Source organism: Peribacillus sp. B2I2, assembly GCF_041261685.1.
Lineage (GTDB): Bacteria > Bacillota > Bacilli > Bacillales > DSM-1321 > Peribacillus.
This window is the reverse complement of the sequence record NZ_JBGCCB010000001.1, coordinates 2,229,018-2,252,896: the sequence shown is the minus strand read 5'-3', so window position 1 is coordinate 2,252,896 and position 23,879 is coordinate 2,229,018. Positions and strand designations below refer to the sequence as shown.

General features: G+C 38.8%; 19 protein-coding genes and 1 pseudogene. 5 read left to right on the top strand and 15 right to left on the bottom strand.

The features are described 5' to 3' along the window. Positions 1 to 173: 173 nt before the first annotated feature. The 8 genes and pseudogenes from ABIE66_RS11295 to ABIE66_RS11260 all read right to left on the bottom strand — a co-directional run bounded on the left by ABIE66_RS11295 (position 174) and on the right by ABIE66_RS11260 (position 10,502). Positions 174 to 1,097, bottom strand: a complete 924-nt coding sequence (locus ABIE66_RS11295) for a DMT family transporter (protein WP_370014727.1) — start codon at positions 1,095 to 1,097, stop codon at positions 174 to 176. A 391-nt stretch (positions 1,098 to 1,488) separates the two neighbouring features. Beyond that, positions 1,489 to 1,932, bottom strand: coding sequence for a MaoC/PaaZ C-terminal domain-containing protein (locus tag ABIE66_RS11290; protein WP_370014726.1), 444 nt, complete (start codon positions 1,930 to 1,932; stop codon positions 1,489 to 1,491). A 195-nt stretch (positions 1,933 to 2,127) separates the two neighbouring features. Then, a complete protein-coding gene (locus tag ABIE66_RS11285) occupies positions 2,128 to 3,594 on the bottom strand; it encodes a GntP family permease (protein ID WP_370014725.1) in 1,467 nt (488 codons plus the stop codon). Positions 3,595 to 3,844: 250 nt separating this feature from the next. Next, on the bottom strand, positions 3,845 to 4,639 hold the full coding sequence (locus ABIE66_RS11280) for an enoyl-CoA hydratase/isomerase family protein (protein WP_370014724.1): 795 nt from the start codon (positions 4,637 to 4,639) through the stop codon (positions 3,845 to 3,847). A gap of 187 nt (positions 4,640 to 4,826) precedes the next feature. Next, positions 4,827 to 6,380 carry an acyl-CoA synthetase gene (locus ABIE66_RS11275; RefSeq protein WP_370014723.1) on the bottom strand — a complete coding sequence of 518 codons (1,554 nt, stop codon included), beginning with the start codon at positions 6,378 to 6,380 and terminating at the stop codon, positions 4,827 to 4,829. A 444-nt stretch (positions 6,381 to 6,824) separates the two neighbouring features. Beyond that, positions 6,825 to 8,195: a sigma-54 interaction domain-containing protein gene (locus ABIE66_RS11270; protein WP_370014722.1), complete on the bottom strand. Its 1,371-nt coding sequence runs from the start codon at positions 8,193 to 8,195 to the stop codon at positions 6,825 to 6,827. A gap of 314 nt (positions 8,196 to 8,509) precedes the next feature. Beyond that, positions 8,510 to 9,494, bottom strand: a pseudogene (locus ABIE66_RS11265) (alpha-ketoacid dehydrogenase subunit beta). A 12-nt stretch (positions 9,495 to 9,506) separates the two neighbouring features. Next, positions 9,507 to 10,502, bottom strand: coding sequence for a thiamine pyrophosphate-dependent dehydrogenase E1 component subunit alpha (locus ABIE66_RS11260; RefSeq protein ID WP_289324751.1), 996 nt, complete (start codon positions 10,500 to 10,502; stop codon positions 9,507 to 9,509). A gap of 497 nt (positions 10,503 to 10,999) precedes the next feature. Here ABIE66_RS11260 and ABIE66_RS11255 point away from each other — a divergent pair, with 497 nt between their 5' ends. Genes ABIE66_RS11255 through ABIE66_RS11245 form a run of 3 tightly spaced genes read left to right on the top strand, consistent with a single transcriptional unit; the run spans position 11,000 to position 15,056 of the window. Beyond that, positions 11,000 to 11,479 carry a MarR family winged helix-turn-helix transcriptional regulator gene (locus ABIE66_RS11255; protein WP_289324750.1) on the top strand — a complete coding sequence of 160 codons (480 nt, stop codon included), beginning with the start codon at positions 11,000 to 11,002 and terminating at the stop codon, positions 11,477 to 11,479. Continuing rightward, a complete protein-coding gene (locus ABIE66_RS11250) occupies positions 11,476 to 13,200 on the top strand; it encodes an ABC transporter ATP-binding protein (RefSeq protein WP_370014721.1) in 1,725 nt (574 codons plus the stop codon). Before ABIE66_RS11255 ends, ABIE66_RS11250 begins: the two co-directional genes overlap by 4 nt. After that, entirely contained in the window at positions 13,197 to 15,056 is a 1,860-nt protein-coding gene (locus ABIE66_RS11245) for an ABC transporter ATP-binding protein (RefSeq protein ID WP_370014720.1), read from the top strand. Before ABIE66_RS11250 ends, ABIE66_RS11245 begins: the two co-directional genes overlap by 4 nt. A 128-nt stretch (positions 15,057 to 15,184) precedes the next feature. On the opposite strand, the gene ABIE66_RS11240 is transcribed toward ABIE66_RS11245, so the two are convergent. Then, entirely contained in the window at positions 15,185 to 15,637 is a 453-nt protein-coding gene (locus tag ABIE66_RS11240; RefSeq protein ID WP_289316735.1) for a MarR family winged helix-turn-helix transcriptional regulator, read from the bottom strand. Between the two features lie 123 nt (positions 15,638 to 15,760). On the opposite strand from ABIE66_RS11240, the gene ABIE66_RS11235 reads away from it, so the two are divergent. Continuing rightward, a complete protein-coding gene (locus tag ABIE66_RS11235) occupies positions 15,761 to 16,201 on the top strand; it encodes a GNAT family N-acetyltransferase (RefSeq protein ID WP_370014719.1) in 441 nt (146 codons plus the stop codon). A gap of 754 nt (positions 16,202 to 16,955) precedes the next feature. Here the strand turns inward: ABIE66_RS11235 and ABIE66_RS11230 are convergent. Continuing rightward, on the bottom strand, positions 16,956 to 18,224 hold the full coding sequence (locus ABIE66_RS11230; RefSeq protein WP_289324746.1) for an erythromycin esterase family protein: 1,269 nt from the start codon (positions 18,222 to 18,224) through the stop codon (positions 16,956 to 16,958). Between the two features lie 30 nt (positions 18,225 to 18,254). Beyond that, the gene (locus ABIE66_RS11225) at positions 18,255 to 18,626 is read right to left on the bottom strand and encodes a hypothetical protein (RefSeq protein WP_289324745.1); all 372 of its coding nucleotides are present in this window, start codon (positions 18,624 to 18,626) and stop codon (positions 18,255 to 18,257) included. A gap of 250 nt (positions 18,627 to 18,876) precedes the next feature. Here ABIE66_RS11225 and ABIE66_RS11220 point away from each other — a divergent pair, with 250 nt between their 5' ends. Beyond that, entirely contained in the window at positions 18,877 to 19,365 is a 489-nt protein-coding gene (locus ABIE66_RS11220; protein WP_289324744.1) for a divergent PAP2 family protein, read from the top strand. A gap of 158 nt (positions 19,366 to 19,523) precedes the next feature. Here the strand turns inward: ABIE66_RS11220 and ABIE66_RS11215 are convergent, their stop codons facing one another. The 4 genes from ABIE66_RS11215 to ABIE66_RS11200 form a co-directional block, all read right to left on the bottom strand. Beyond that, positions 19,524 to 19,811, bottom strand: coding sequence for a UTRA domain-containing protein (locus tag ABIE66_RS11215; RefSeq protein WP_370014718.1), 288 nt, complete (start codon positions 19,809 to 19,811; stop codon positions 19,524 to 19,526). Between the two features lie 886 nt (positions 19,812 to 20,697). Next, on the bottom strand, positions 20,698 to 21,399 hold the full coding sequence (gene tatC / locus ABIE66_RS11210; RefSeq protein ID WP_370017025.1) for a twin-arginine translocase subunit TatC: 702 nt from the start codon (positions 21,397 to 21,399) through the stop codon (positions 20,698 to 20,700). A 147-nt stretch (positions 21,400 to 21,546) separates the two neighbouring features. Further along, positions 21,547 to 21,759 carry a twin-arginine translocase TatA/TatE family subunit gene (locus ABIE66_RS11205; RefSeq protein WP_063233420.1) on the bottom strand — a complete coding sequence of 71 codons (213 nt, stop codon included), beginning with the start codon at positions 21,757 to 21,759 and terminating at the stop codon, positions 21,547 to 21,549. Between the two features lie 74 nt (positions 21,760 to 21,833). After that, positions 21,834 to 23,576, bottom strand: coding sequence for an alkaline phosphatase D family protein (locus ABIE66_RS11200; protein WP_289324741.1), 1,743 nt, complete (start codon positions 23,574 to 23,576; stop codon positions 21,834 to 21,836). Positions 23,577 to 23,879: the final 303 nt, after the last annotated feature.

The window sequence follows — 23,879 nt, the reverse complement described above, 5'->3', positions numbered from 1 at the left end:
AATCCACTTCTGTATAAGGGTTAATGTCTATAGCTATAAATGCGGCAAAGACAATCAATCACTTCTTTGGCAAAATTGGATTAGAATAAGTAAAAAACTATTAATGCGATTCAATACGAAAGCCCTCAGGAAAAAACAAAATCTTTACGTGAGGGCTATTTCGTTTTGGTTTCTTATTTTACGTGATGCAATTCCGCTTGTTTTCCGGATGAAGAGTTTGTGCCATCATTTTCTTTTGACTTCTTAGAAGAAAGATAAACTCCTGCGAAAATAATCAGCAGGCCAATAATTACATTAGGATTTATCGCTTCTCCAAGCAGGACGTAGCCCCAAACCATAGCTGTTGCAGGAATAAGGTATGTAACCGATGCGGCTAACTCTGGGCTGCCATTTTTATTGATGTAAAAATAGATTAGCTGGCCAAGCCCAGAGCCAAAGCACCCAAGACCGACTATGGCGAAAATCGTCAGCGGTTCCATCAACATCACTGGCTTAATCGGCTCTGTTATTAGCATCCCGATCAAACCGATAACGGCACCCGTGAGCAGCGTAAACGTCGTAATGACCAATATGCTGGTACTGGAAAGAAATCTTTTCGTAAAATGACCAGCAAAACCATAACAGATGGACGCTAGCAGCATTGTCCCAATCCCGATGAATTCCTTTCCGAAAAGCTGACCGATTTGAAAATCCATCAATACTAGAATTCCGAAAAAACCAATTAGAATGCCCATCCATTGTCGGGCGGTTAGAACGTATGAAAAAATGATAAATCCGATGATCCCCGTCCAGATGGGTGTGGTTGCATTTAGAATCGATGCCGTGCTGCTGTTAATCTCTGTTTCACTTAAAGGTATTAATCCCCATGCTAATCCGCAATTGAAGATTCCGACAACGACCAGTGCTTTCCACGGCAATTTCCAGTTGATTTCCCTGCGCTTCCACCATAACACGGGAAGCAGAACAACAGCACCCGCAAAACAGCGGAGAAACACAATGCCCCAAATTCCCGCTGGCGGGAGCATCCACTTCATAAAAACAAATGATAAACCCCATATCAAACTAAGGCCGATTAAAGCCCCGTATAATCGAAGCATGATGTTCCCCCTTCCTACTTTCTTATTATGACAAAAATTGTTAGGGATTTCATTTAAAATCTTGCTATATAAGATGAACTTGAAATTTTCTTCTGCCAAAATCGAAACAACACCCTATAAAGGCAAGTCAAAGATGTCTTAAAAAACTAAAGAGGCTTGAGTTCATCAAAGAAGACAAGCCAGTGTGCAGGCTTGCCTTCTTCTGAAAAATGAAGTAAAAAAACGCAGCTTGTTATTTTGTTTCTTCCACCTACCGCCGTTTAAATTTCTGTGCTAAAGTTTGGGATAATACCTTTCACTTCGAATTGCCTAATTTGATATTGATAGTAGTCATAAGTACGTTTTACCTGCTCGAATATTTAAGTTTGTCACCTAATAGATCAAGTGATTATTATATTTTTACTTCGGCATCAGAATTGACCATTATTTTCATATTGGCGATGGCTACAGTTTCTCCGTTTTGTTTTTTTATTTCTTGGATGACTGTTACAACACCTTGATAGCCCTTTTCAAAAAGGTCAATCACCTTTAATTCTACATGTATCGTGTCCCCAATAAAGGTAGGGTTTGTAAATCGAACTTTCTCCAAACCATAAAATGCAACGACGATTCCTGATTCAAATTGAAATAAGCCGGTTGCAGCCGAAAGTATAAGCATTCCGTGGGCTATCCTTTGCTTAAATTTTGTATTTGCTGCATACTCCTTATCAGTATGGAGGGGAAACCAGTCACCGCTAAATGCAGAAAACATTACTAGATCTGCTTCGGTTATAGTACGTCCTTTCGACACCCATGTTTCTCCGATTTCATATTGATGGAAATATTTATTAAACATTATTCCAATCTCCTTTATTTGGGCTTGAATTAGTTGGCGGAAAATTCAGATATTAAATACTATATACAATATAATTTAGTGATAGTTTTTAATATCAACACTATAAAAAATGTCTTTCAAAGACGTACTATTCGATGTGAATAGCGTTTAAAGCTAGTAAATGAAATATATTTTCCAATGCTCACCGGCAAATATTTAAACGATGGCAAACAAGCTGAATATACCAATTACAAAGAATACAGCAAGTGTCTTTATAATGGTAATAACAAAAATGTCTTTATATGCCTGGCGATGTGTGAGTCCAGTAACAGCTAGAAGAGTAATTATAGCTCCGTTATGTGGCAAAGTATCAAACCCACCTGCTGACATAGCAATGACACGATGTAAAACTTCCAACGGAATGTCAAAATGAGCAGCTGTTTGTATATACGTATCCGCCATTAGGCTCAACGTAATGCTCATCCCGCCAGATCCTGAACCAGTAATGCCGCACAAAACATTTGTCATGATCGCCCCATTAATTAAAGGATTCGAAAACATTCCAGTAAGATAATCTTGTATCACAGTAAAGCCGGGTAAAGCAGCAATCACACCCCCAAAACCATATTCGGTTGCCGTATTCATGGTTGCAAGCAATGCCCCATTAATCCCTATATTAATACTCGAATTGAAATTTAATTTGACAGCTTTTAAGTTTAATAAGACGGTTGCTATTATTCCGAGAATAAGAGCCATCTCTACAGACCAAACACCAATAACTTTAGACATATCAACATTTCCATAATCTTTTAACCCAATTGTAGAAAAATCAAATCCTTTGGCATACCAAAGAGGAAAAGACTCAGTAAAAAACTTATTCATCACTCCAACTAACACCAACGGAATAAAAGCAAGCCAATCTTTTCTACTTATAGCTTTTTCAGAATCCATTCCCAACTTATTAGTCGTTTCCAGCGATATAGCAGAACTAGCTGCCATTTCTGCTTCAGCAGCTTCCTTATCAATAGCTTTATCCCCAATTCCAAAATACCCTTCACCATTTCTAGCTGCCTTATGTCGACAATGATTTAAGTATAAAAGGCTCAAGGAAATGATAAATATTGCCCCAATAATTCCTAATGTCGGTGCAGCATAGATGTCAGTTTTAAAGAACCCCGTTGGAATGACATTCTGAATTTGCGGAGACCCTGGAAGTGAATCCATGGAAAAGGTAAAAGCACTAACTGCAATTGTCGCAGGAATTAAACGCTTTGGAATATTAGCTTCGCGAAACAGCTGAGCAGCAAATGGATAGATGGCAAACACTGCAACAAACAAACTAACTCCGCTATAAGTCAGGATTGCGCCCATTATCACAATGGCTAGAATGGCTTGTTTAGCCCCGATAAAACGGACAATAATTTTAGCTATGCTCTTTGCAACACCGCTTATTTCAACCAATTTCCCAAAAATAGCACCTAGTAGAAAAACCGGGAAATATAATTTAACAAATTCAACTAACTTAACCATAAATATATTAGAGAAGAAAGGTAAAACATGTCCAGGATCCGTTAAAAATACAGCAAACAAAGCGCACAATGGTGCAAAAAGTATAACAGAAAATCCTCGATATGCTAGAAACATAAGTAATCCTAGTGAAATAATAATAATTATTACATCCATATTGATTTCCCCCTTTTTCTCAAAATATAATATGTTATCATTTGTTGCTGGTTTGAATGCATTGCCTCAAGACTTCTTGGGCATCATAATTCACTTTTCTAGTGAACATAGTAAAGAACTCTAATTAATTTCCCGAATAGATCCGTTGTTTTTTTAAAAATAACTTTATCTATTTAGTTTATAAACAAAAATTAGTTACATCAGAATTTTTTTCAAAAATAGGACTTGACTCTGGTTTTGTCATGAAGGATTACTTATCAACGAAGTTAGGCTCTCTTTTATTAATAAAGGCTTCAACGCCTTCCTTAACGTCCCTAGTCTGAAAAACATGGCCAAAATTTTCAGCTTCAATCACAAGTCCATCTTCAAGTGTTTGTTCATAACCATAATCAATTGAGTGCTTTGCAAAAGTTAAAGATTGTAAAGAATAATTGCAAATACATTTTGCGATTTCCATTGCTTTTTTTATGGATTCCCCCTTTGGCACGACATGATTAACAAGTCCTATTTGTTTGGCCTCTTCAGCAATCAGTGGCTCACCAGTAAAGATCAATTCTTTTGCTTTTGCTTTACCTATCAGTCTAGGAAGTCTTTGAGTTCCCCCTGCCCCTGGAAACAACCCCAATTTAATTTCAGGAAGCCCAATCCTAATTTGTTCCTCCGCAATCCGAATGTCACAACTTAAGGCAAGTTCACATCCTCCACCTAATGCTAATCCGTTGATTGCAGCAATGGTTGGTCGAGATAGACGTTCAATTTTATTAAGTGGTTCCTGAAGCCAAAGTGATTTCCCCTTTCCTTCTTCGACTCCTTTTCCTATCCATGCTGGAAATTCTTTAATATCTCCACCAGCAACAAAAGCTCTTTCGCCTTCACCTGTAAGGATAATGACCTTAACATTGTAATCGCTTTCAATTTCATCCACCACAAGATTCAATTGTTCTATAACATCTGCGCTTAATACATTAACAGGTGGATTATCAATAATAATCGTTGCAATATTACCCTGTTTCGACCATGAAACAACTTGATTTTTATTCTTCATCGGCTTTCCTCCTCAACCTTAAGTGTACTTGTGGGGTTCCAGATGTTCTTGCATTGCTGAAAACGTGCATCAGTGGGTAAACCAGTTATCTTTATAGAATCCTTTGTGGTTATGTGCATTTTTTAAACAAATTGAAATAATGTATTTAAAAAACCTGTACCTTTTTAACCTTTGGAAAATTCCTTATTTATTCCATACCACTATACTGTTTTCGAAGAATAAACTTTTGAACCTTACCGGATGGGGTACGTGGAATTTCATCAACAAATGTGACCTTTCTAGGTTTTTTGTAGCTAGCAAGATGTTCCTTACAGTAATTAACAACATCTTCTTCCGTAAGTTTGGCTCCTTCTTTTTTAACAATAACAGCACATACAGCCTCAATGTATTTCGGATCAGGAATACCAATTATAGAAACTTCCTTCACTTCCTCATGGCGGTATAAGACATCTTCAATTTCCGCTGAGTAAATGTTTTCACCACCGCTTCGAATCATATCTTTTTTTCTGCCTGCAATTGATAGATACCCATCATGATCGAATTTTCCCATGTCTCCTGTTTTACACCACCCATTCACAAATGTTTCCATTGTGGCATCAGGTTTCCTCCAATAACCCTCAGAAACCGCTGGACTTTTAATAGCAATTTCACCAATTTCACCAACAGGCAAGGGCGTTCCATCCTCATCGATAATATTAATTTCTGTAAGTGGCATAGGCTTTCCAACGGTATGGCCTTTTGTAAAAGCATCCTGTGGTTCAAGCGAAGCCGCAATTGGTTGTCCTTCAGTTAACCCGTAAACTTGAACAACTCCAATTTGAGGAAACCTCTTTTTTAATTGTTCTAATGCCCATGGCATTAGCGGGTCACCACCTGTATAAATAGTTTTTAAAGATTTTAGCTGATACTCTTCAATTTCAGGCAAATTTAGCATTTCATAAATCATAAAAGGGAATAAAAAAGCATCGGTCACATTTTCCTGTTCAATAACGGAAAGAATTCTTCCAATCTCGAATTCTTGGCTTTTTGTAATTACTACGCTTCCACCCATCATAAGAATAGGAAGTGCGATATCTTCCATCGCTCCAACATGATATAGTGGTCCTGTCGTCATCGCAACTTCTCTCCCTGTAAATTTCCATTTCAGCGCTTGTATCGTGGAAAACCAGAAAGTTGTATCATGAGTCCAAATCGCACCTTTAGGTCTTCCCGTTGTGCCTGATGTGTACATAAGCATGACCGGATCGTTTAATTTAATGTTATCGACTTTGACCTCATCTACCGAACCACTTTCTAAAACACTCCATGACTCAGACCAACCTGGGATTGAGCCATTTCTATGAGGAAGACAAAAATATCGCTCAACAGAAACATGATTACAAACTGATTCCAGCTGATTGGATAAGCTCGAATGGAAGCATAATATTTTTGTCTGTGAATCATTTAATGCATACTCAAGCTCAGCACTTGATAGCCTAAAGTTAAGTCGAACGGCAATTGCGCCGATTTTCGCAATGGCAAAATATAGACTAAAATATTCGAGACAGTTGTAAAGTAAAATACCGACACGATCCCCTTTTCGAACTCCTAATTCGTAAAGCTTGTTTGCATACGCATTTGATATATGGTGGAGATCCATGTACGTCATTGACTTTCCTACTTCTTCTTTTATTGCTATTTTTCTATGATTTATATTATTTAAATCATTTGCCATTTTTCTTGTTATAAAACCGACATCCAATGAAATTCCTCCTTTTCAATGTAAGCAGATTCAAATTACAGATATCGAAGCGCTAAATTCAATAATGTTCAAAGTAATTGTTACTAAACAAGTGCCTCTAAAATGCCATTAAATTGACCACTCGTCTTTATCGATTCCTTCCTCCTTTCTTCTAATTTGAATGCAAGATTCATTCCAAAACGTAAACCCCCTATACTGACTTACTTTTCCTAATTATTGAGGAATATCCAATTATTTATTTTCTGATTTTTCAGAAAAGAATCAAAAAAAATCAACTGAAGTTAGATCAGTTGATTTTTTATTCATTAATTTTCATAATTTAAATAAAAATTAAATCTGTTCTATAGCCTTTTTTCTCCTTTAATGTAACTTTATCTACACTAATACGGAAATTAAAATTAAATCCGGGATTTCGGAATGAATTCTGAAATCCTGGATTTATTTTTATTGGTCAGAAATTCGATATTTTTTTATTTTATCGTAAAGGGTAGAATTCCCTATTCCAAGAGTTTCCGCAACCCGCTTTTTATCAAACTTAAACCTCCTTAACGCTCTTTCGATTGCCTTCTTTTCTGTTTCCTCCACAATATCCTTTAAACTTTCTTCTTTCATTTTAACCTTATGAACTTTTAGATAATCAGGTAAAGCATCTTTTCCGATTACTTCGTCATTTGATAGGTGAACACCTGCATCAATCACATTCTCTAGTTCTCTGATATTCCCTGGCCAGTTATATTGCTCTATTAATGAAAGCACCTCAGGATGTACAGAGGTTACTCGTTTTCCTATTCGAGCTGTGACTTTTTTAAAAAAATAATCTACGAGTAAAGGGATATCTTCAATTCTATCTCTTAAAGGAGGAACAAATAATTGGACAGCATTAATTCTATAAAAAAGGTCTTCACGAAATAGTTTTTCTTCAACCAATTTTTCTAAAGGGCGATTTGTTGCAGCAATCACTCGAACATTTAGTTTTTTTGGATAAAGCGAACCTACAGGCTCAAATTCCTTCTCCTGAAGAACCCTTAATAACTTGACTTGCATTTGCTGAGGCATATCACCAATTTCGTCAAGGAAAACAGTCCCACCATCAGCAAATTGAAACTTTCCTATTTTACCTCCCTTGTTTGCCCCTGTAAAGGCACCTTCTTCATAACCGAAAAGTTCAGATTCTAACAAGTGTTCCGGAATTGAAGTACAATTTATTTTCACAAGTGGTTTGTCGCTTCTCCCACTTAACTGATGAATGCTATGTGCTATTATTTCCTTGCCTGTACCGCTTTCTCCTCTAATTAGTACAGAGATATCACCTCTAGCAACCCTTTTCACACGTTCTTTTAACTGTTGTATTTCTTGTGAATTTCCAATTAAATTGTGTAAGGAATACTTTACTCCATTTGTAACATCTCTTTCATTTGTGTAAAAATTATGTTTTGTCAGTATCTCCTTAATGTGGCTATTCATTTTGTTCCAGTCATCAAGATCACGAAACATTATTGTCCCAATCGCACCAATTATTTCCTTATTTTCGATAATAGGAATGCGATTAGCGATAACAAAATCACCACGAAGAAAATGTATATCAGCGATTTCCGATTTACCTATTTGCACTACTAGGTGTAGCCTTGTATTTTCAATTATATTCGTCACATGTTCACCAATCACTGTACTGCGTTCAACATTTAAAAATTCACAATATTTATTGCTAATATATTGAATTTTTGCGTTACTATCGACAATTACAATTCCATAATATGTACTTTCAAATACCATATCTAATAGTTTATTATTGGATAATTGTCCAGTATTCATCATTAGTTCTCCTTTACCTAGAATTCTTTCCCATATAATACCACGCATTTCTATTTAATATATATTTACGAAGTGAAAATTCCCCAAAAATCACTGCTAAATAAAGTGTTCATTAAAAAGAATACGGTGGAGTTTTATATGCCCTCTCTAGCGTAATCAAACGGATTATTTTTTCACTATAGATGATTTATTTAGCGCAAAAAAAAGCCTGGCAACCTTTTTTATAGTTGCTAGACTTAAGTTCATTTTTAAGATCAATCCCAATATAAACAACAATTTAAACGGATGCGCAAGGTTCGTTCCTCCATGCCAATCATTTAATAGGCAACCAGGTCCCGCAGTGCCTTTTCCACTTTTTCAGGATTAACCATGAAGGATTTCTCCAATGATGGTGAATATGGCATTGCTGGAACATCCGGACCCGCAAGTCTCATGATTGGGGCATCGAGATCGAAGAGGCAGTTTTCTGCAATGATCGCCGATACTTCACTAATGATGCTCCCTTCCTTATTATCTTCAGTAATCAATAGGACTTTTCCTGTTTTAGATGCAGCTTCCATAATGGCTTCTTGATCTAATGGGTAAACGGTTCGTAAATCAAGTATATGAACAGATATGCCATCACTGGCCAGCCTTTCAGCTGCCTGTAGCGCAAAATGAACACAAAGGCCGTAAGTAATCACTGTAACGTCCTCGCCTTCACGTTTTACATCCGCTTTACCAATGGGTAAAACATAATCATCAGCCGGCACTTCTTCTTTAATAAGGCGATAGGCACGTTTATGTTCAAAGAAAAGGACTGGGTCGTCATCGCGAATGGCTGCTTTCAATAACCCTTTCACGTCATACGGTGTTGAGGGCATGACAATTTTAAGTCCCGGTTGATTGGCAAAAATGGCTTCAACGGATTGTGAATGGTATAACGCCCCATGTACGCCCCCACCGTATGGTGCCCTGATGACGATTGGGCATTGCCAGTCATTATTGGAGCGATAACGAATTTTAGCAGCTTCTGAAATAATTTGGTTGATTGCAGGCATGATAAAATCAGCGAATTGCATTTCCGCAATCGGCCTCATTCCATACATGGCCGCACCGATGCCAACTCCTGCGATTGCGGATTCAGCAAGCGGGGTATCAATGACACGCTGTTCCCCGAATTGTTCGTATAACCCTGAAGTCGCTTTAAAAACGCCGCCTTTTACCCCCTACGTCCTCACCTAATACAAATACACGGGAATCACGTTCCATTTCTTCCCGCATCGCCATTATCACCGCATCTATATAAGATATCACTGCCATTTTCTTTCCTCCTTACCTTTCTGCGTAAACGTATTTTGAGAGCGTGTCTTCATTCGCAAATGGAGCATTTTCTGCATAATCCGTCGCTTCGTTCACTACTTCCATTATTTCCTCGTTCATTTGCTTCTCCAGTGAATCATCCATGATCCCTGCTGCTTTTAAATAGGCAGCAAAAGTAATGATCGAATCCATTTTTTTTGCCTCCGATACTTCATCAGGCGACCTGTATTGACTATCATCATCATCGCTTGAGTGTGGTGTAAGCCTGTATGAAACCGTTTCGATTAAGCTTGGGCCTTCACCACGCCTTCCTCTCTCAGCCGCTTCTTTCACCACCCGGTATACTTCGATCGGATCATTTCCATCAACCGTCACCCCTGGCATGCCGTAACCAATGGCCCGGTCCGAAACTTTCTTGCAAGCCAATTGCTTTTCTATCGGGATGGAAATGGCATACTGATTATTCTCGCACATCAAGATGACCGGAAGTTTATGTACACCTGCGAAATTCGCTCCTTCATGAAAATCACCTTGGTTTGATGAACCCTCTCCGAATGTAACGAATGAAACAATATCTTTTCCTTCCATTTTTGCAGCGAGTGCAATCCCCACTGCATGTGGCACTTGAGTGGTAACTGGCGAAGATCCCGTCACAATCCGATTCTTTTTTTGCCCAAAATGCCCAGGCATTTGACGCCCGCCTGAATTTGGATCTTCCGCTTTGGCAAAACTGGATAACATCAAATCCCTGGCGGTCATCCCAAACGCGAGCACCACTCCTAGATCCCGATAATAAGGAAGGACATAATCCTTTTCACGATTCAATGCAAAAGCTGCACCCACTTGCGCTGCTTCTTGTCCTTGACAAGAAACGACAAATGGGATTTTTCCAGATCTGTTCAACAGCCACATTCGTTCATCTATACGTCTTGCCAACAACATAACTCTATACATCTCAAGCACTTTTTCGTCACTGAGACCTACCTGTAGATGACGGTTTTCAACCATATGTCATCATCCCTCCTATTACCTAATAATTAAAACATTTCCCCGTTAAAACCAGAATATTTTCCTCATATTGGCACCTTATTTAAAATGGGGCTCTGTGTCACAAATTACCAATCTTTCTTATTAGCTGTCTGTTTGTCTCGCATTTCTACGGAAGAAAAATTAAATTCTATTATGTATACATGCTTCCATTTAACACCCGTACATTCTCATTTGCGTTATCATCTACTATTATTACCTGGTACTAACTCAATATTATCCTAACACTTATCAGTTCACATTTTCAAGTTAATTTCACATTGAATGGTTTGTTTTCACGCGAAAGCCTCCCCTGACTTTAAAACCCATTTCCATATATGCAGCAAAGTCCAGATAACCCTGGGGTGTTGAAGTCGATTTTTTGTTGACGAAGCGGAAAGATAGATGTAAATTAAAATGATTCATAAAATTAATTGTTCAATATGGAACAGTTTGAAAAAGAAAGAATGGTGATGTGAGTGGAGAATGAAAAACAGTTGATGCGTTCCGTACAACTTTTGCGTTCATTTTGGAACGTGCAGAAAAATATAATGCGGTTCGTTCAAAAGACAACGGCAGAAAATGGGTTGACAGTTCCGCAATATTCCATTTTGATGGCCATCACTCTTCAAACGGAGATGACTCAAAAAACCGTTGGGGCGAAAACATTTCTTCCAAAAAGCACCTTGAGCCAAGCGGTTGATGGTCTCGTTCGGGCAGGTATGCTCCATCGCGAGCATGTGGAGGGCAATCGGCGTGAGATTCAGTTGTCAATCACCGAAACGGGGGAAAATTTATTAAAAACGATCCATTTTCACGAAGGAAGCATTCACCAAATTTTCCAATCGGCCATTGAATTGCTTTCGGAAGAACAGTTTGAAGAGCTGCTTGAAACGCATCTTCAAATTACAAACTTTTTAGAAGCACAAGCTACCCAACAGGGAGAGTGTACAAAATGATAAAAATACTGAAAAATTTATCCGTTTATAAGTGGATTATTTCAGCAGTCATCGGACTGGTTTTTATTCAATCGATGTCGGACCTCTTTTTGCCTACATTAATGGCCGATATTATTGACAAAGGCGTCGTTCGAGGAGACACTCCATACATTTGGAAAATTGGTGGTTTGATGCTGCTGGTTTCCGCTCTTGGCGCTTGCGCTTCCATAATCGCAAGCTACTATTCGTCAAAAGCGGCTATGGGAATGGGACGCGATCTCCGGCTGAAAGTCTTTAATCATGTTGAAAAATTTTCGTTACAAGAATTTGATGAAGTAGGTACCGCATCATTGATTACTCGGACGACCAATGATATAACACAAGTCCAGCAAGTGGTTATCATGATGCTACGTATGGTTATCAGTGCACCTATCATGTTAATCGGCGGTTTGATCATGGCAGTATCCATGGATGCAAAATTATCCCTTGTCATTGTTGTCACAATGCCTTTGTTGATTGGGTCGATCCTGCTTATTCTATATAAAGGTGTGCCACTCTTTCAAACGGTGCAAAAACGATTAGACAGGTTGAACCTTGTATTACGGGAAAATTTAACTGGTATTCGCGTCATTCGTGCCTTCAATCGTGAAACACAAGAGAAGGAACGACTTAAGAAAGCGAATAAAGAATTGACGGATGTCTCGATCAAGGTCAATAAAATCATGGCATTCATGATGCCTGTAATGATGCTAGTAATGAACTTGACGGTTGTTGGTATCATTTGGTTTGGTGGAATTCGTATTGATAACGGCGGTATGCAGATCGGGGACTTAATGGCCTTTATCCAATATGTTATGCAAATTATGTTCGCCCTCGTTATGGCATCCATGATGTTCGTTATGGTTCCACGTGCGGCCGTGTCGGCAACAAGGATAAACGAAGTCCTTGACATGAAACCTTCATTCCTGGATGAGGGTACAGAAAAGGCAGATCGTGAACACGGTACACTTGAATTTGAACATGTGACGTTCAGTTACCCAGGAGCAGAAGAACCTGCATTATCGGATATTAGTTTTTCTGCAAGTCCTGGTGAAATCACCGCAATAATCGGTGGAACAGGCTCAGGGAAAACGACGCTCGTCAATTTGATCCCTCGCTTCTATGATATTTCAAGTGGAACGATTCGCGTCAATGGTGTTGATATTCGTAAGTCATCACAAGATGAAGTTCGCTCAAAAATTGGCTTTGTACCACAAAAGGCCGTCCTCTTTACTGGTACTATCGCTGAAAACATTCGCTTTGGAAAACAAACAGCCACACAAGATGAAGTCGAGCATGCGGCTCGGATCGCGCAAGCGGAAGATTTTATCAGCAAAATGAAAGACGGATATCAGGCAGAAATCGAACAAGGCGGTTCAAACCTATCAGGAGGGCAAAAACAACGACTTTCGATCGCACGGGCACTCATTCGGAAACCCGATATTTATATATTCGATGATAGTTTTTCTGCACTTGACTTCAAGACGGATGCCAACCTTCGCGCAGCCCTGAAAGATGAAACGAAAAATTCGACAGTGCTACTCGTTGCCCAGCGTGTCAGTACGGTCGTGGACGCTGACCGAATCATTGTGTTGGACGAAGGCCACATTGTAGGTATGGGAACACACCAAGAGTTGCTTAGTACAAACGACATTTACCGTGAGATCGCCTTATCACAGCTCACAGAGGAGGAAATTGCATGAGTAATCAAAAAAAACCTCAAAGCGGCGGTCAGGTTGGGCATGGTCCCGGTGGCGGTAACATGATGATGATGGGTCAAAAAGCAAAAGATTTTAAAGGAACACTAAGACGCCTCTTGGCCTATTTAAAACCGCGGCGCAACAAATTGATTTCCGTGTTCTTCGCTGCAATCATGAGTACTATTTTTATGATTGTTGGACCAAAGATCATGGGAAATGCAATTACAGAATTATTCGAAGGAGCTTACGGGAAATTCCAGGGAATACCAGGAGCAGCTATTAACTTTGATAAAATTGGCCAGATCCTTCTACTGCTTGCCGGACTTTATGCCTTAAGCAGCCTTTTCAACTATGTACAACAATACATTATGTCAAGTGTTGCACAGGACACAGTATATGATTTACGAGAAGATGTTAACGAAAAGCTCGGGAAACTTCCTCTCAAATATTTTGAGGGACGTCCAAACGGGGAAACACTTAGCCGAATGACAAATGATATTGATACGATCGGAAGCACCCTTCAGCAAAGCTTAACGCAGTTCATCACTTCGATCGTAACGATTTTGGGGATTATCATCATGATGCTTTCGATTAGCCCGTTATTGACATTAATCTCGATAGTAAGCTTACCTTTGTCAATATTTGCAATCCGGCCAATTTTGAAAAGATCCCAAAAACATTTCGCCGATCAACAGCGTACACTCGGACAATTAAATGGGCACATTGAAGAAATGTATACTGGCCATCAAGTCGTTAAAGCATTCGGACATGAAAAAAAGGCGAGTGCCCAGTTTACCATGGTTAATGAAGAGTTGTATAAAGCGGGAAGCAAAGCTCAGTTTATATCCGGTATCATCATGCCCATGATGTTCTTTATCGGAAATTTGAGTTATGTACTCATCAGCGTTGTCGGCGGAATATTGGTAACGCAACGTTCGATCTCGATTGGTGATATTCAGGCATTCATCACATATTCAAAGCAGTTCACCCAGCCGATCACACAGACAGCTAACATCGCAAACATTATTCAGTCGACGGTTGCAGCAGCTGAGCGTGTCTTTGAGCTACTTGATGAAGAAGAGGAAATGAAAGAAAAAACCACAGCTAATATAAAGAGAGCAAATGGTGCTGTCACTTTTGAACATGTGGACTTTGGATATGGGGAAGAAATGTTAATTGAAGATATGAACATCGATGTCTTGCCTGGACAGACGGTCGCAATTGTTGGACCGACTGGTGCTGGAAAAACGACCATGATAAATCTCTTGATGAGATTTTATGAACTCAATGGCGGAAAGATTAATATTGATGGTCTTGATACACGGAATATGTCCAGGAGTGATCTTCGAAAAAACTTTGGGATGGTGCTTCAAGATACCTGGCTCTTTAATGGCACGATTAAAGAAAATATAGCATATGGCAAAAATGGAGCAACTGATGAAGAAATTTTTGCAGCTGCCCGCATGGCACATGCCGACCATTTCATTCGGACACTGCCAGATGGGTATGAGACAATCTTAAACGAAGAAGCTTCTAACATCTCACAAGGACAAAAGCAGCTTTTGACAATCGCCCGAGCTGTTCTAGCAGATCCACCAGTCATGATATTGGATGAAGCGACGTCCAGTGTTGACACTCGGACCGAAGTCTTTATCCAAAAGGCCATGAACCGACTCATGGAAGGACGAACTAGCTTTGTCATCGCCCATCGTCTCTCAACGATTAAGGATGCAGATTTGATTCTAGTTATGGATCAAGGAAAAGTGATAGAGAAAGGAACACATTCAGAACTTTTAAGGGTGAATGGTTTCTATGCAGAGTTATACAATAGTCAGTTCACTGAAAATGTAGCTGGATAATATGAAAGAGGCTCGATTTCCAAACGAAATCGAGCCTCTTTTTATCAATTTATCTCCACAACCAGCATAAGCGCTTTAACTAATAGCTCCAATCAGTCATCCATGAAGCAAATAACTTATAAGATGCGTCAATACTCCCTTTTATTGCCTTTTTTCACAAATTCCCAATCTACCTCAATATTTTTTCTGACCCTTTGAAGAAGATGAAAAATCAATTCCGTTTCGTCCCTAGAAAATCCGGTTAATGCCACCTTGTCGGTATACTCCCCTTCTTTCTGTAAAAAGGGATATACTTTTTCACCTTTATCAGTAGGGTATAACTTTTTGATTTTTTTGTTGTCAGCATCATCTTTCTTTTCAATAAAACCTTGTATCTCAAGTTTTTTAATTGCACGAGCTGCTGTCGTTCGGTCAACCTTTATCATTTCTGCTACCTTTTCCTGAATGATTCCTGGATTTTCACATATTCGTACAAGATACAAATACTGCCCTTTTGTAAGGTCTAATTCTTTAAATTCGATATTACTTATAGAATCCAATGCCCTTGCTATCATTCCAATTTCACGGAGTATTTCCTTCATTCAAAAAGCTCCCGACTTTTTTGTTGTATTTACAACAAAAATAATTTCGTATATACTATAAAAAGGATATACATATATTATGACTTGTCTTACTGAATAAATCTAGAAAAGGGATGAAGAACATTGGATTCAAAGAGAATAACTACAGAAAATGATTTAAAAATAGCCTTTCAAATCAGAAAAGAAGTATTTGTCGAGGAACAAGGTTTCCCTTTAGAAAGTGAATTTGATGAATTTGATACACTTAATGCTTTATCTGAACACATATTAGTCTATTATAATGAAAAACCAGTCGGAACTGGTAGGTTAAGAGTTGTTGATGGTTTAGGTAAATTAGAGAGAATTTGCATCTTAGAGCCTTACCGTAAATTTGGTCTTGGAAAAATAATAATTAAAGCATTGGAAGAAATTGCAAATAAAAAGGAAATATCCCAGGTTAAATTACATGGGCAAACACAGGCAGAGGGTTTTTATAAAAAACTTGGCTATCACACTTCATCCGATGTCTTTATGGAAGATGGCGGTCCACATCTTTTGATGATAAAAGAATTAGTTAATGAATAAGTGTGTTAAATGCGAGTAAAACAAATATTAACCTTTATCTGATGGGGATCATACTATTAACCCTTGGTTGTTCTTTAACCATTCAATCAGACCTATCATGATATTTCTAAATTCGCTTTTAAAAAGGCAATGACCAGAATTATTGGGTCTACTAACTGCTTTAATAATAGGTTTTGGTATCGATAAAAGGCCTTTTTTACTGAATAACTTGGTAAAGCCAGAGCAACTGCTCATTAAACTTGTTTGTTTAACGTTTGGGTTAATGGTTATTGTACTAGGATAGGAACGGCTATCTACTTACATGCACAAATTCCGCCCCAAATCCTGTAGACCTTTTGATGCTGATCATTCAAGATTTAACTGGAAGAAATACACCATATTCAAAAACATTCATTTATCTTTTCTTCTTAGTTATGGCAGTCATTTTCAGGATCAATTGGTTTCGGAACTTTATTAACCGTCTGTTTAGGGGGCCCGATTCTTAATTACTCACCTTATTAATTGAAGGTTCATTTAAAAAATCCAGTCCATCCGCGAATAGATATCAAGATAAAAACCATTCTTTATAGAATGGTTTTTAAATATTTTAATCCCTTTTAATAAAGCTTAAAAAACAGAAGCGATCAAACGCAAAGACTTTAGTTTCCGTTAAGATGATAAGACCACATTGGGTAGCATTAAGAATTAGCACGAACAAAAAGGCAAAGCCCTTTATAACTCGACATGTTATAAAGGGCTTGTATATTTATATTTTTTACATAACGGGTGCTTTTTCATGAACAAGCGGGTGAAGGGCCTGAGTTTCATCAATGTAAACAAAAGCATCATATCTATTCGACATTACAGAAGGTACATAGTTTCCATATTGTTCATATTCCGGTCTGTAAACAACTCCAATCGCCCGATGTCCAATACTATCTTGGAATAGCTGACGATTTTCATCGGTGAAAATGAGCAACTTATCATTCGCCCCCGAAAGGTGCATTGCCTCCTCCCAACTTCCATTCATTGCCGGGGGTACTGTTTTTATTTCAAAATCCATGCCCCACTCATCTGCTGCAATAACAGTTCCCCTGTAGGTTCCGAAACCTGTGATAAATACATCTTCAGTTGGGTTTTGCTCACGAATGACCTGGCCGACATTAATCATCCCGGAATCCTTCATATCAGTAGCGCTGGCATCGCCGACATGGGTATTATGTTCCCATACAATCGCCTTGCCTTCTGAACCGTAAAAATCCATAATTTCATTAAGTGCATCCACCATATGCATATCTCGAATATTCCATGATCTATCGTCATGAACCACCATAGTCCTGTAATAATTTTCTGCATTATAAGCTACCAATGCATTCACTTGAAGATTCAAATTCAATTCCTCGTGATGGGGGTATTTTTCTTTTTTTCTCTGAATGGTTGTCAGTAATTTGGCTACTTCCTCTATGCAGCCTTCAGAAAAAATGCCTGCGGAAACTGCGTACTCTTCGTTATTCCGATTGAATGGCTCAAAGCATGTGAACGCCTGTCTGGCAGCTTCGAGGTCAGGTGAATCTATTTGTTTTAAGTAATGGATGACTTCATCCATGGATTCCCAAAGACTATAGATATCTATCCCATAAAATCCAACTTTCGTTTGTTTTTGTCCAGATTCATTGTATTCTTTCATCCATTCAATCAGGTCGATCATTTCCTCGTTTGCCCACATCCAGGTTGGCCAGCGGTCAAAACTTTTAAGCACATCCTTTGCTGTTTTCGTCACTAGGTCATAGCCTTTAACATATCTATTAATTGCCTGACATGCGGGCCAATCGCCTTCAACGGCTACAAAGGTGAACCCTTTTTCTTTAATCAGTTTTTTTGTTATTTCAACTCGGGCCGTGTAAAATTCGGATGTTCCATGTGATGCCTCTCCCAGCAAAACAAATTTTGAATTTTCAACTTGTTGAACGAGCTTACCCCAATCACCATCATTTGTAAGCGGTACTGAATGTTCAATTATTGATTGAACCAGATTATGATGCACAGTTTTTCCTCCTTATTCTTCTTACCACCATTACCGTTTGTACTCAGCATTATAAGAGTTTGAACCTGCGTGCACTGACAGCAATGTATCAGCGTATCCTACCAGTCGATTTACAAGTTCATCACATATAGAGTAAACCAGTTGAAAATTTTCTTCCTCAAATAGAACAGGGTCATCCAGAATGACCGTTGTGTTAATAAACATATCTTTGTTCCCATATAGATTGTAGTGAACTATAGCCTTTCCAGCAGCACCCCCAGTAACTGGATCCTTAAAGCCGGGAATGAAAACAAACCATTCTTCAGCAGTAGCAGACCTGAAGTTTTTTGTGAAAGACAATTGCTTGGTTACAGTCTGAATCCTTTTTAACTCTTCCGGATTTATATCCTTGAACTTGTTCATTCCATAGCCACCTTAACACCTTGTTAATCTTCCGTTATAGATTTTCCTTAAGGGACCAATCCTATAAATATTAATATGAAATAACGCCTTTCCCCGTAAAAACTGAAGCAAAATATCACAAGTAGACTTTTAATAAATGCTGATAAATCATGGATGACTTCCGCATATAAAGATTATATTTTGGGTATCAAAAGAGAGAAGACAAATTCCCGGATTGGATTGGGACTGGTCTGGAGTGGAGGAGTTGCTCATGGAAAAGATGAATCGGGGAATTTTAACGGCGCTATCGGCAATTGGCATTGCTCAAGGATTGAAAATTTTAACGCATAATAGGCTTACGGGAAAGTGGGACTTGAAGCAGGCTTTAACAACAGGCGGCATGCCTAGTTCGCACTCTGCGGGTGTGGCAGCACTGGCATCCTATGTGGCAGCCAATAAAGGATGGTTGCATACGGAGACATCACTTGCGACAGTGTTTGGCGTAATTGTGATGTATGATGCTCAAGGGATTCGGCGCCATACAGGCGAAATTGCAAAGCTTGTGAATGATCTTGAAGATAATCTGGCGAAATTTTCTGGTGAGTTTCCAAGTTTTGAGTATGTGGAGCGTGAGAAAGAACTGAATGAACTGCTCGGACATCAGCCTGTGGAAGTAGGAGCAGGTGCGCTGCTTGGAGTTCTACTTGGGCTTATTTCGGCTAAATTGGAGGATGGTAAGCCCACTAATTCGGCTGAATAAAAAAACCACCTCATTAAAGGTGTTTTTTCTTAGTTATCCATCCGGAAGAATGTACAGTCACGAATAATTTTGTTGATCATATTTATAAAATTTGAGAACCGAAAATGACCTAAACCACTCTAAAGGCTTAGGTCATTTTTTGCGTCGGTAAAATAAAATCAGTTATTCTTCCGGGACATTTTCATAGCGAATGAGTACATATCCGACCTGAATAAACCTTTATAATATTCTACTAAATTACCATCAGAATCAAAAATCATTCTTTCTGTAATCAGCAAGCACATCGTTTCTGTTATACCTAAATGTTCAGCATCTTCTTTTGTTGGAAAGCCGCATGTTATAATTTGTTCCGCTTCACAAAAGTTAATGTTAAGATCACCTTCGAGCGCGTCATATAATACTGTGGTGCTTAAATCGAATTTCGTCAATTTTTGTCCTAAGTCCAAAGGATACTATTTATGTATAACAGCAAATGCATCCACTGTTGGGTTTGACGTGCTCGCCTTAATTCTACATCATAAAAATGAAAAAATAGATATTGCAGTTTGCATGCATTATCGGGTTATAACATTGCCATGCTCGCCAATTTCGTTACAGGATTCCTATTAATCATTTGTTTAGTTTTTCTGGATAAAATGGGGCATGTTTTATTTTATATTTTAGAAGGAGCGAGGATTCTGGTTAGCGAATAAATGTAATCACTTGAACTTAAAAACCAGTAATCTTCATTTCGCCCATTCCAACATGAATGAGGTAAGGGGTCATTTTGAAGATTAATTTGAGTAGAAAGGTGAATGATCCGGAAAAATTGGGATGCAGAAGTGAATGTTGATTACGTCGTTCAAGTATAAATATATATCTAGGGGGGAAAAGCATCATCAAAATATTGAAAGGGATGGTGAGAAGTTTATGAGGGATTTAATGAAAATTATCGCAGGAAACATTTTATCGCTATCAAAATCGACGAAAAGATAATCACTAAAAAGATATTTACATCAAAATTAATATTCAATGAATAAAAAAAATTGAAAAACAGCATATAGCTAAGGGAACTTACAATCGACTTAAAAAAGTACTCTTTCCCTCAGAAGCATGTTTTTACGAATGACAAAGATTCAAATCCAAAAGATCTGGGAACCTGACAATTTTAAAATGGGTTACGCAATTCAAAAAGTCCACTTAGAGGAAGCAAAAGCTTATTTTTTAAGGGTAAGGCACTTACTTAATCCATCAAGTATTATTCCGCAATAAAAAAAGTTGAGGAATCGCCCCCTCAACTTTTAAGTGTGTTCCATTAACTATTTCCCAAGAAATGTTTTTTCAGAACGCATTTCATGTTACAGGTAATGCTGACTCATCTTTCATCAGCCTTTTTCGATAAACCATATTGGACAGCTGTACACTCACTTCATAAAGCACAAGCAATGGGACGATAACCAAAATGTCCGAAATTATATCAGGAGGCGTAATCAAGATTGAGATGATGACCAAGACGAAATAAGAAATCTTACGAGACTTTTTCAACACTGTTGGATTGATGATTCCTAATCTGGTCAGGAACATGACCACAAGCGGCATTTCGAATAAAACCCCGAATGGTAAGATCAAATTAATCATGAACCGAAAATACTTTTCCGCTGTGAACATCATCTCGAACTGCCCAGCGGATAGGGAAGTGAGGAAACCCAGCACTATCGGGAACAACACAAAATATCCAAATGAGATACCTGTTATGAATAGAATGAACAGCCCCGGAATGAACCGAAATGTAACTTTTCTCTCTTCAGGTTTCAACGCAGGAGCCACAAAGCGCCATAACTGATAGGCAGCTAGCGGAATTGTTGCGGCTATTGCGCAAACCGCGGCAATTATCATATATACCCACAGAATGTCACTTGGACCAAGCACAGCAAGCTTCCCATCTAAATCCTTAATTAGTAGTTCATAAATATCCTGTACAAATATGAAACTCACTATGAAGAAAACAAGAAAGCCTATCAGTGTTTTAATGATTCTTCCTCGTAGTTCCTCCATATGCTCTATAACATGTAAATCCTTACTCTCCACTTTCACTCCTCCTTTTTAGATATTTTCTTGCTATATTGCAAATAGCACTTCCACTCGAACTCTTTTCATGAAAAGAAGCAGGCGAGTCTTTCCGCCCGCTATATCTCATTTAATTCATCCCTCTTTTTTAACAGCTCTTAACGCGGCTTTATTCTCGTTTTCATCCTCTTTTTCTGAATCATTCACCAATCCTTTGGTTGCACTTTTGAATTCGGATAATGTCCGGCCAAATGCACGGCCTATTTCCGGAAGCTTGGACGGTCCAAAAATAATCAGTGCAATCACTAGGACGATTACCAGACCGGGTATCCCTATATTTGAAAGCATTCTTATTCACTCCTTTGATATTCTCATTTTTCTTCACAATGTCCTTATCAAGCATCATAATCTTTCCCTATCAATTAGTGAGTAACTTTCCCCTGCTTGTTCAATCTTTGTTTTTCATGCGCGCGATTATGGGCACGTGTCCGATCGTCCTCGACTTCGTTCGTTTTTTGTACACCTTCCGTAACCGCTGCTGATGCAACCTTTCTCAGCCCTGTTTGATCCTTATCAAAAACAAAGGATGCTCTTGTCGATATATCCGCACCTGGTTCTGTCACGAATGGGACTACACGGTAGTCCGCCTTCCATTGTTCTGGTGTTACTTTGCATCGGACATATCCCCGGTAATCATTAAAGAACTTTATATGTGGATTCTGACTTAGTATTTTATCCGTATCCGCACGCTTATCCGCACCATTTCCACCAGATGTGATGGAAGTGCCAACAAACTCCACACCGAAAAGCTTGGAATTTGGATCATCGAAATCCGCCTTTAAATTGGCTGCCCAGCTTGCATGTACATCACCGGTCAACACGACCAGATTTTCCAGGTTGTTTCTTTTGATTACATCAATCAAACGATCACGCGCAGCCGGGTAACCATCCCAGGAATCCATGCTGAATTTGGGAGCGGTAGGTGTTCCATAATTCCGTTGTGAAAAGAAAATCTGCTGCGGCAGTACATTCCACTTCGTTTTTGATTTTGATAGATTGTCAGTTAGCCACTGTTCCTGCTCGGGACCTAGCAATGTCCGCTTCGGATCAAGTGACTCAGGCGTTTGCGGTGTACTTCCATCTCCGTTTGCCTGATCATCGCGGTATTGACGTGAATCCAGTACAAAGAAAGAGGCCAGGTCGCCATACGTGAAATTTCGGTATAACCGCATATCCGCTCCTTTAGGCAAAGACGATTTACGAAGGGGCATATGCTCATAATAAGCCTGATAAGCCGCTGCCCTTCTCTTGATGAACGCTTCAACCGATTGCCCTTTTTCCGGGATGACATTTGCATAATTGTTTTCAACTTCATGATCATCCCAAGTCACGACCCATGGGAAAGCTGCGTGTGCGGCTTTTAAATGGGTATCAGAGCGGTATTGTGCGTATCTATTTCGATAATCCTCAAGCGTGATGATCTCCGGACCACTATGTACACGGACATTACCTGTAGAAGCAACATATTCATTTGGTCCATATTCATATATATAATCGCCAAGGTGGAAGACAATATCCAAATCTTCTTTTGCCAAATGTTTATAGGCCGTATAATAACCATGCTCAAATTGCTGGCATGAAACAAACGCGAATGACAAGCTCGAAACACTTGAACCTACTGGCGGAAGTGTTTTCGTTTTCCCAGTCTGACTTACTTCCCCACCGCTTTTAAATCGGTAAAAATAGACCTTATCAGGTTTTAACCCGCTTACTTCCACATGAACGGAGTGGCCAAGTTCCGGCCTGGCTATTTCCTTGCCTTGCTGGACAATCTTTCTGAAATTCTCATCCTTTGCCACTTCCCATTTAACGGAAATGGCTTCTTGTGGCATTCCTCCGCCATTCAAAGGATCAGGTGCCAACCTTGTCCATAAAACTACACTATCCGAGAGCGGATCACCTGAAGCTACTCCGAGAGTAAATGGATAATCACTGAATTTCGGGGCAGCATTCACTTCAATACCGCCCATTGATTGGGCAAGGGCAAGACCTAATGAAAGTCCGGCAAGCTTACTTGCTCCCTGGATAAAGTTCCGGCGGTCCATGTTCTTACCTAATTCGCTCCAATTCTTAATTAAATCATCCATTGCTCTTTCATTATTCATTGATCTTTCCCTCCTATTATTTGAATCTGGTTCAAGTATAAAAGGACAATTTTAAAGGTGTATGAAGAAGTGTAAAAACAATAAAATCCCAACTAGGAGTTTTCATGCAGGTCCTATGGAACACTTTTTTTAAAAAAAAGGAAATTATTCACTCATGCATTTACATAGACCTATAAACTTTTACAAACAACGACAGTCTTTCAACCTATTTTTCTTCATGAATCATTTATTTAATCGTTACAAATAACTGGGTTTAAGCTCAAATAGGATGCAGCAATTAATGCTTCATATTATTTGATAATC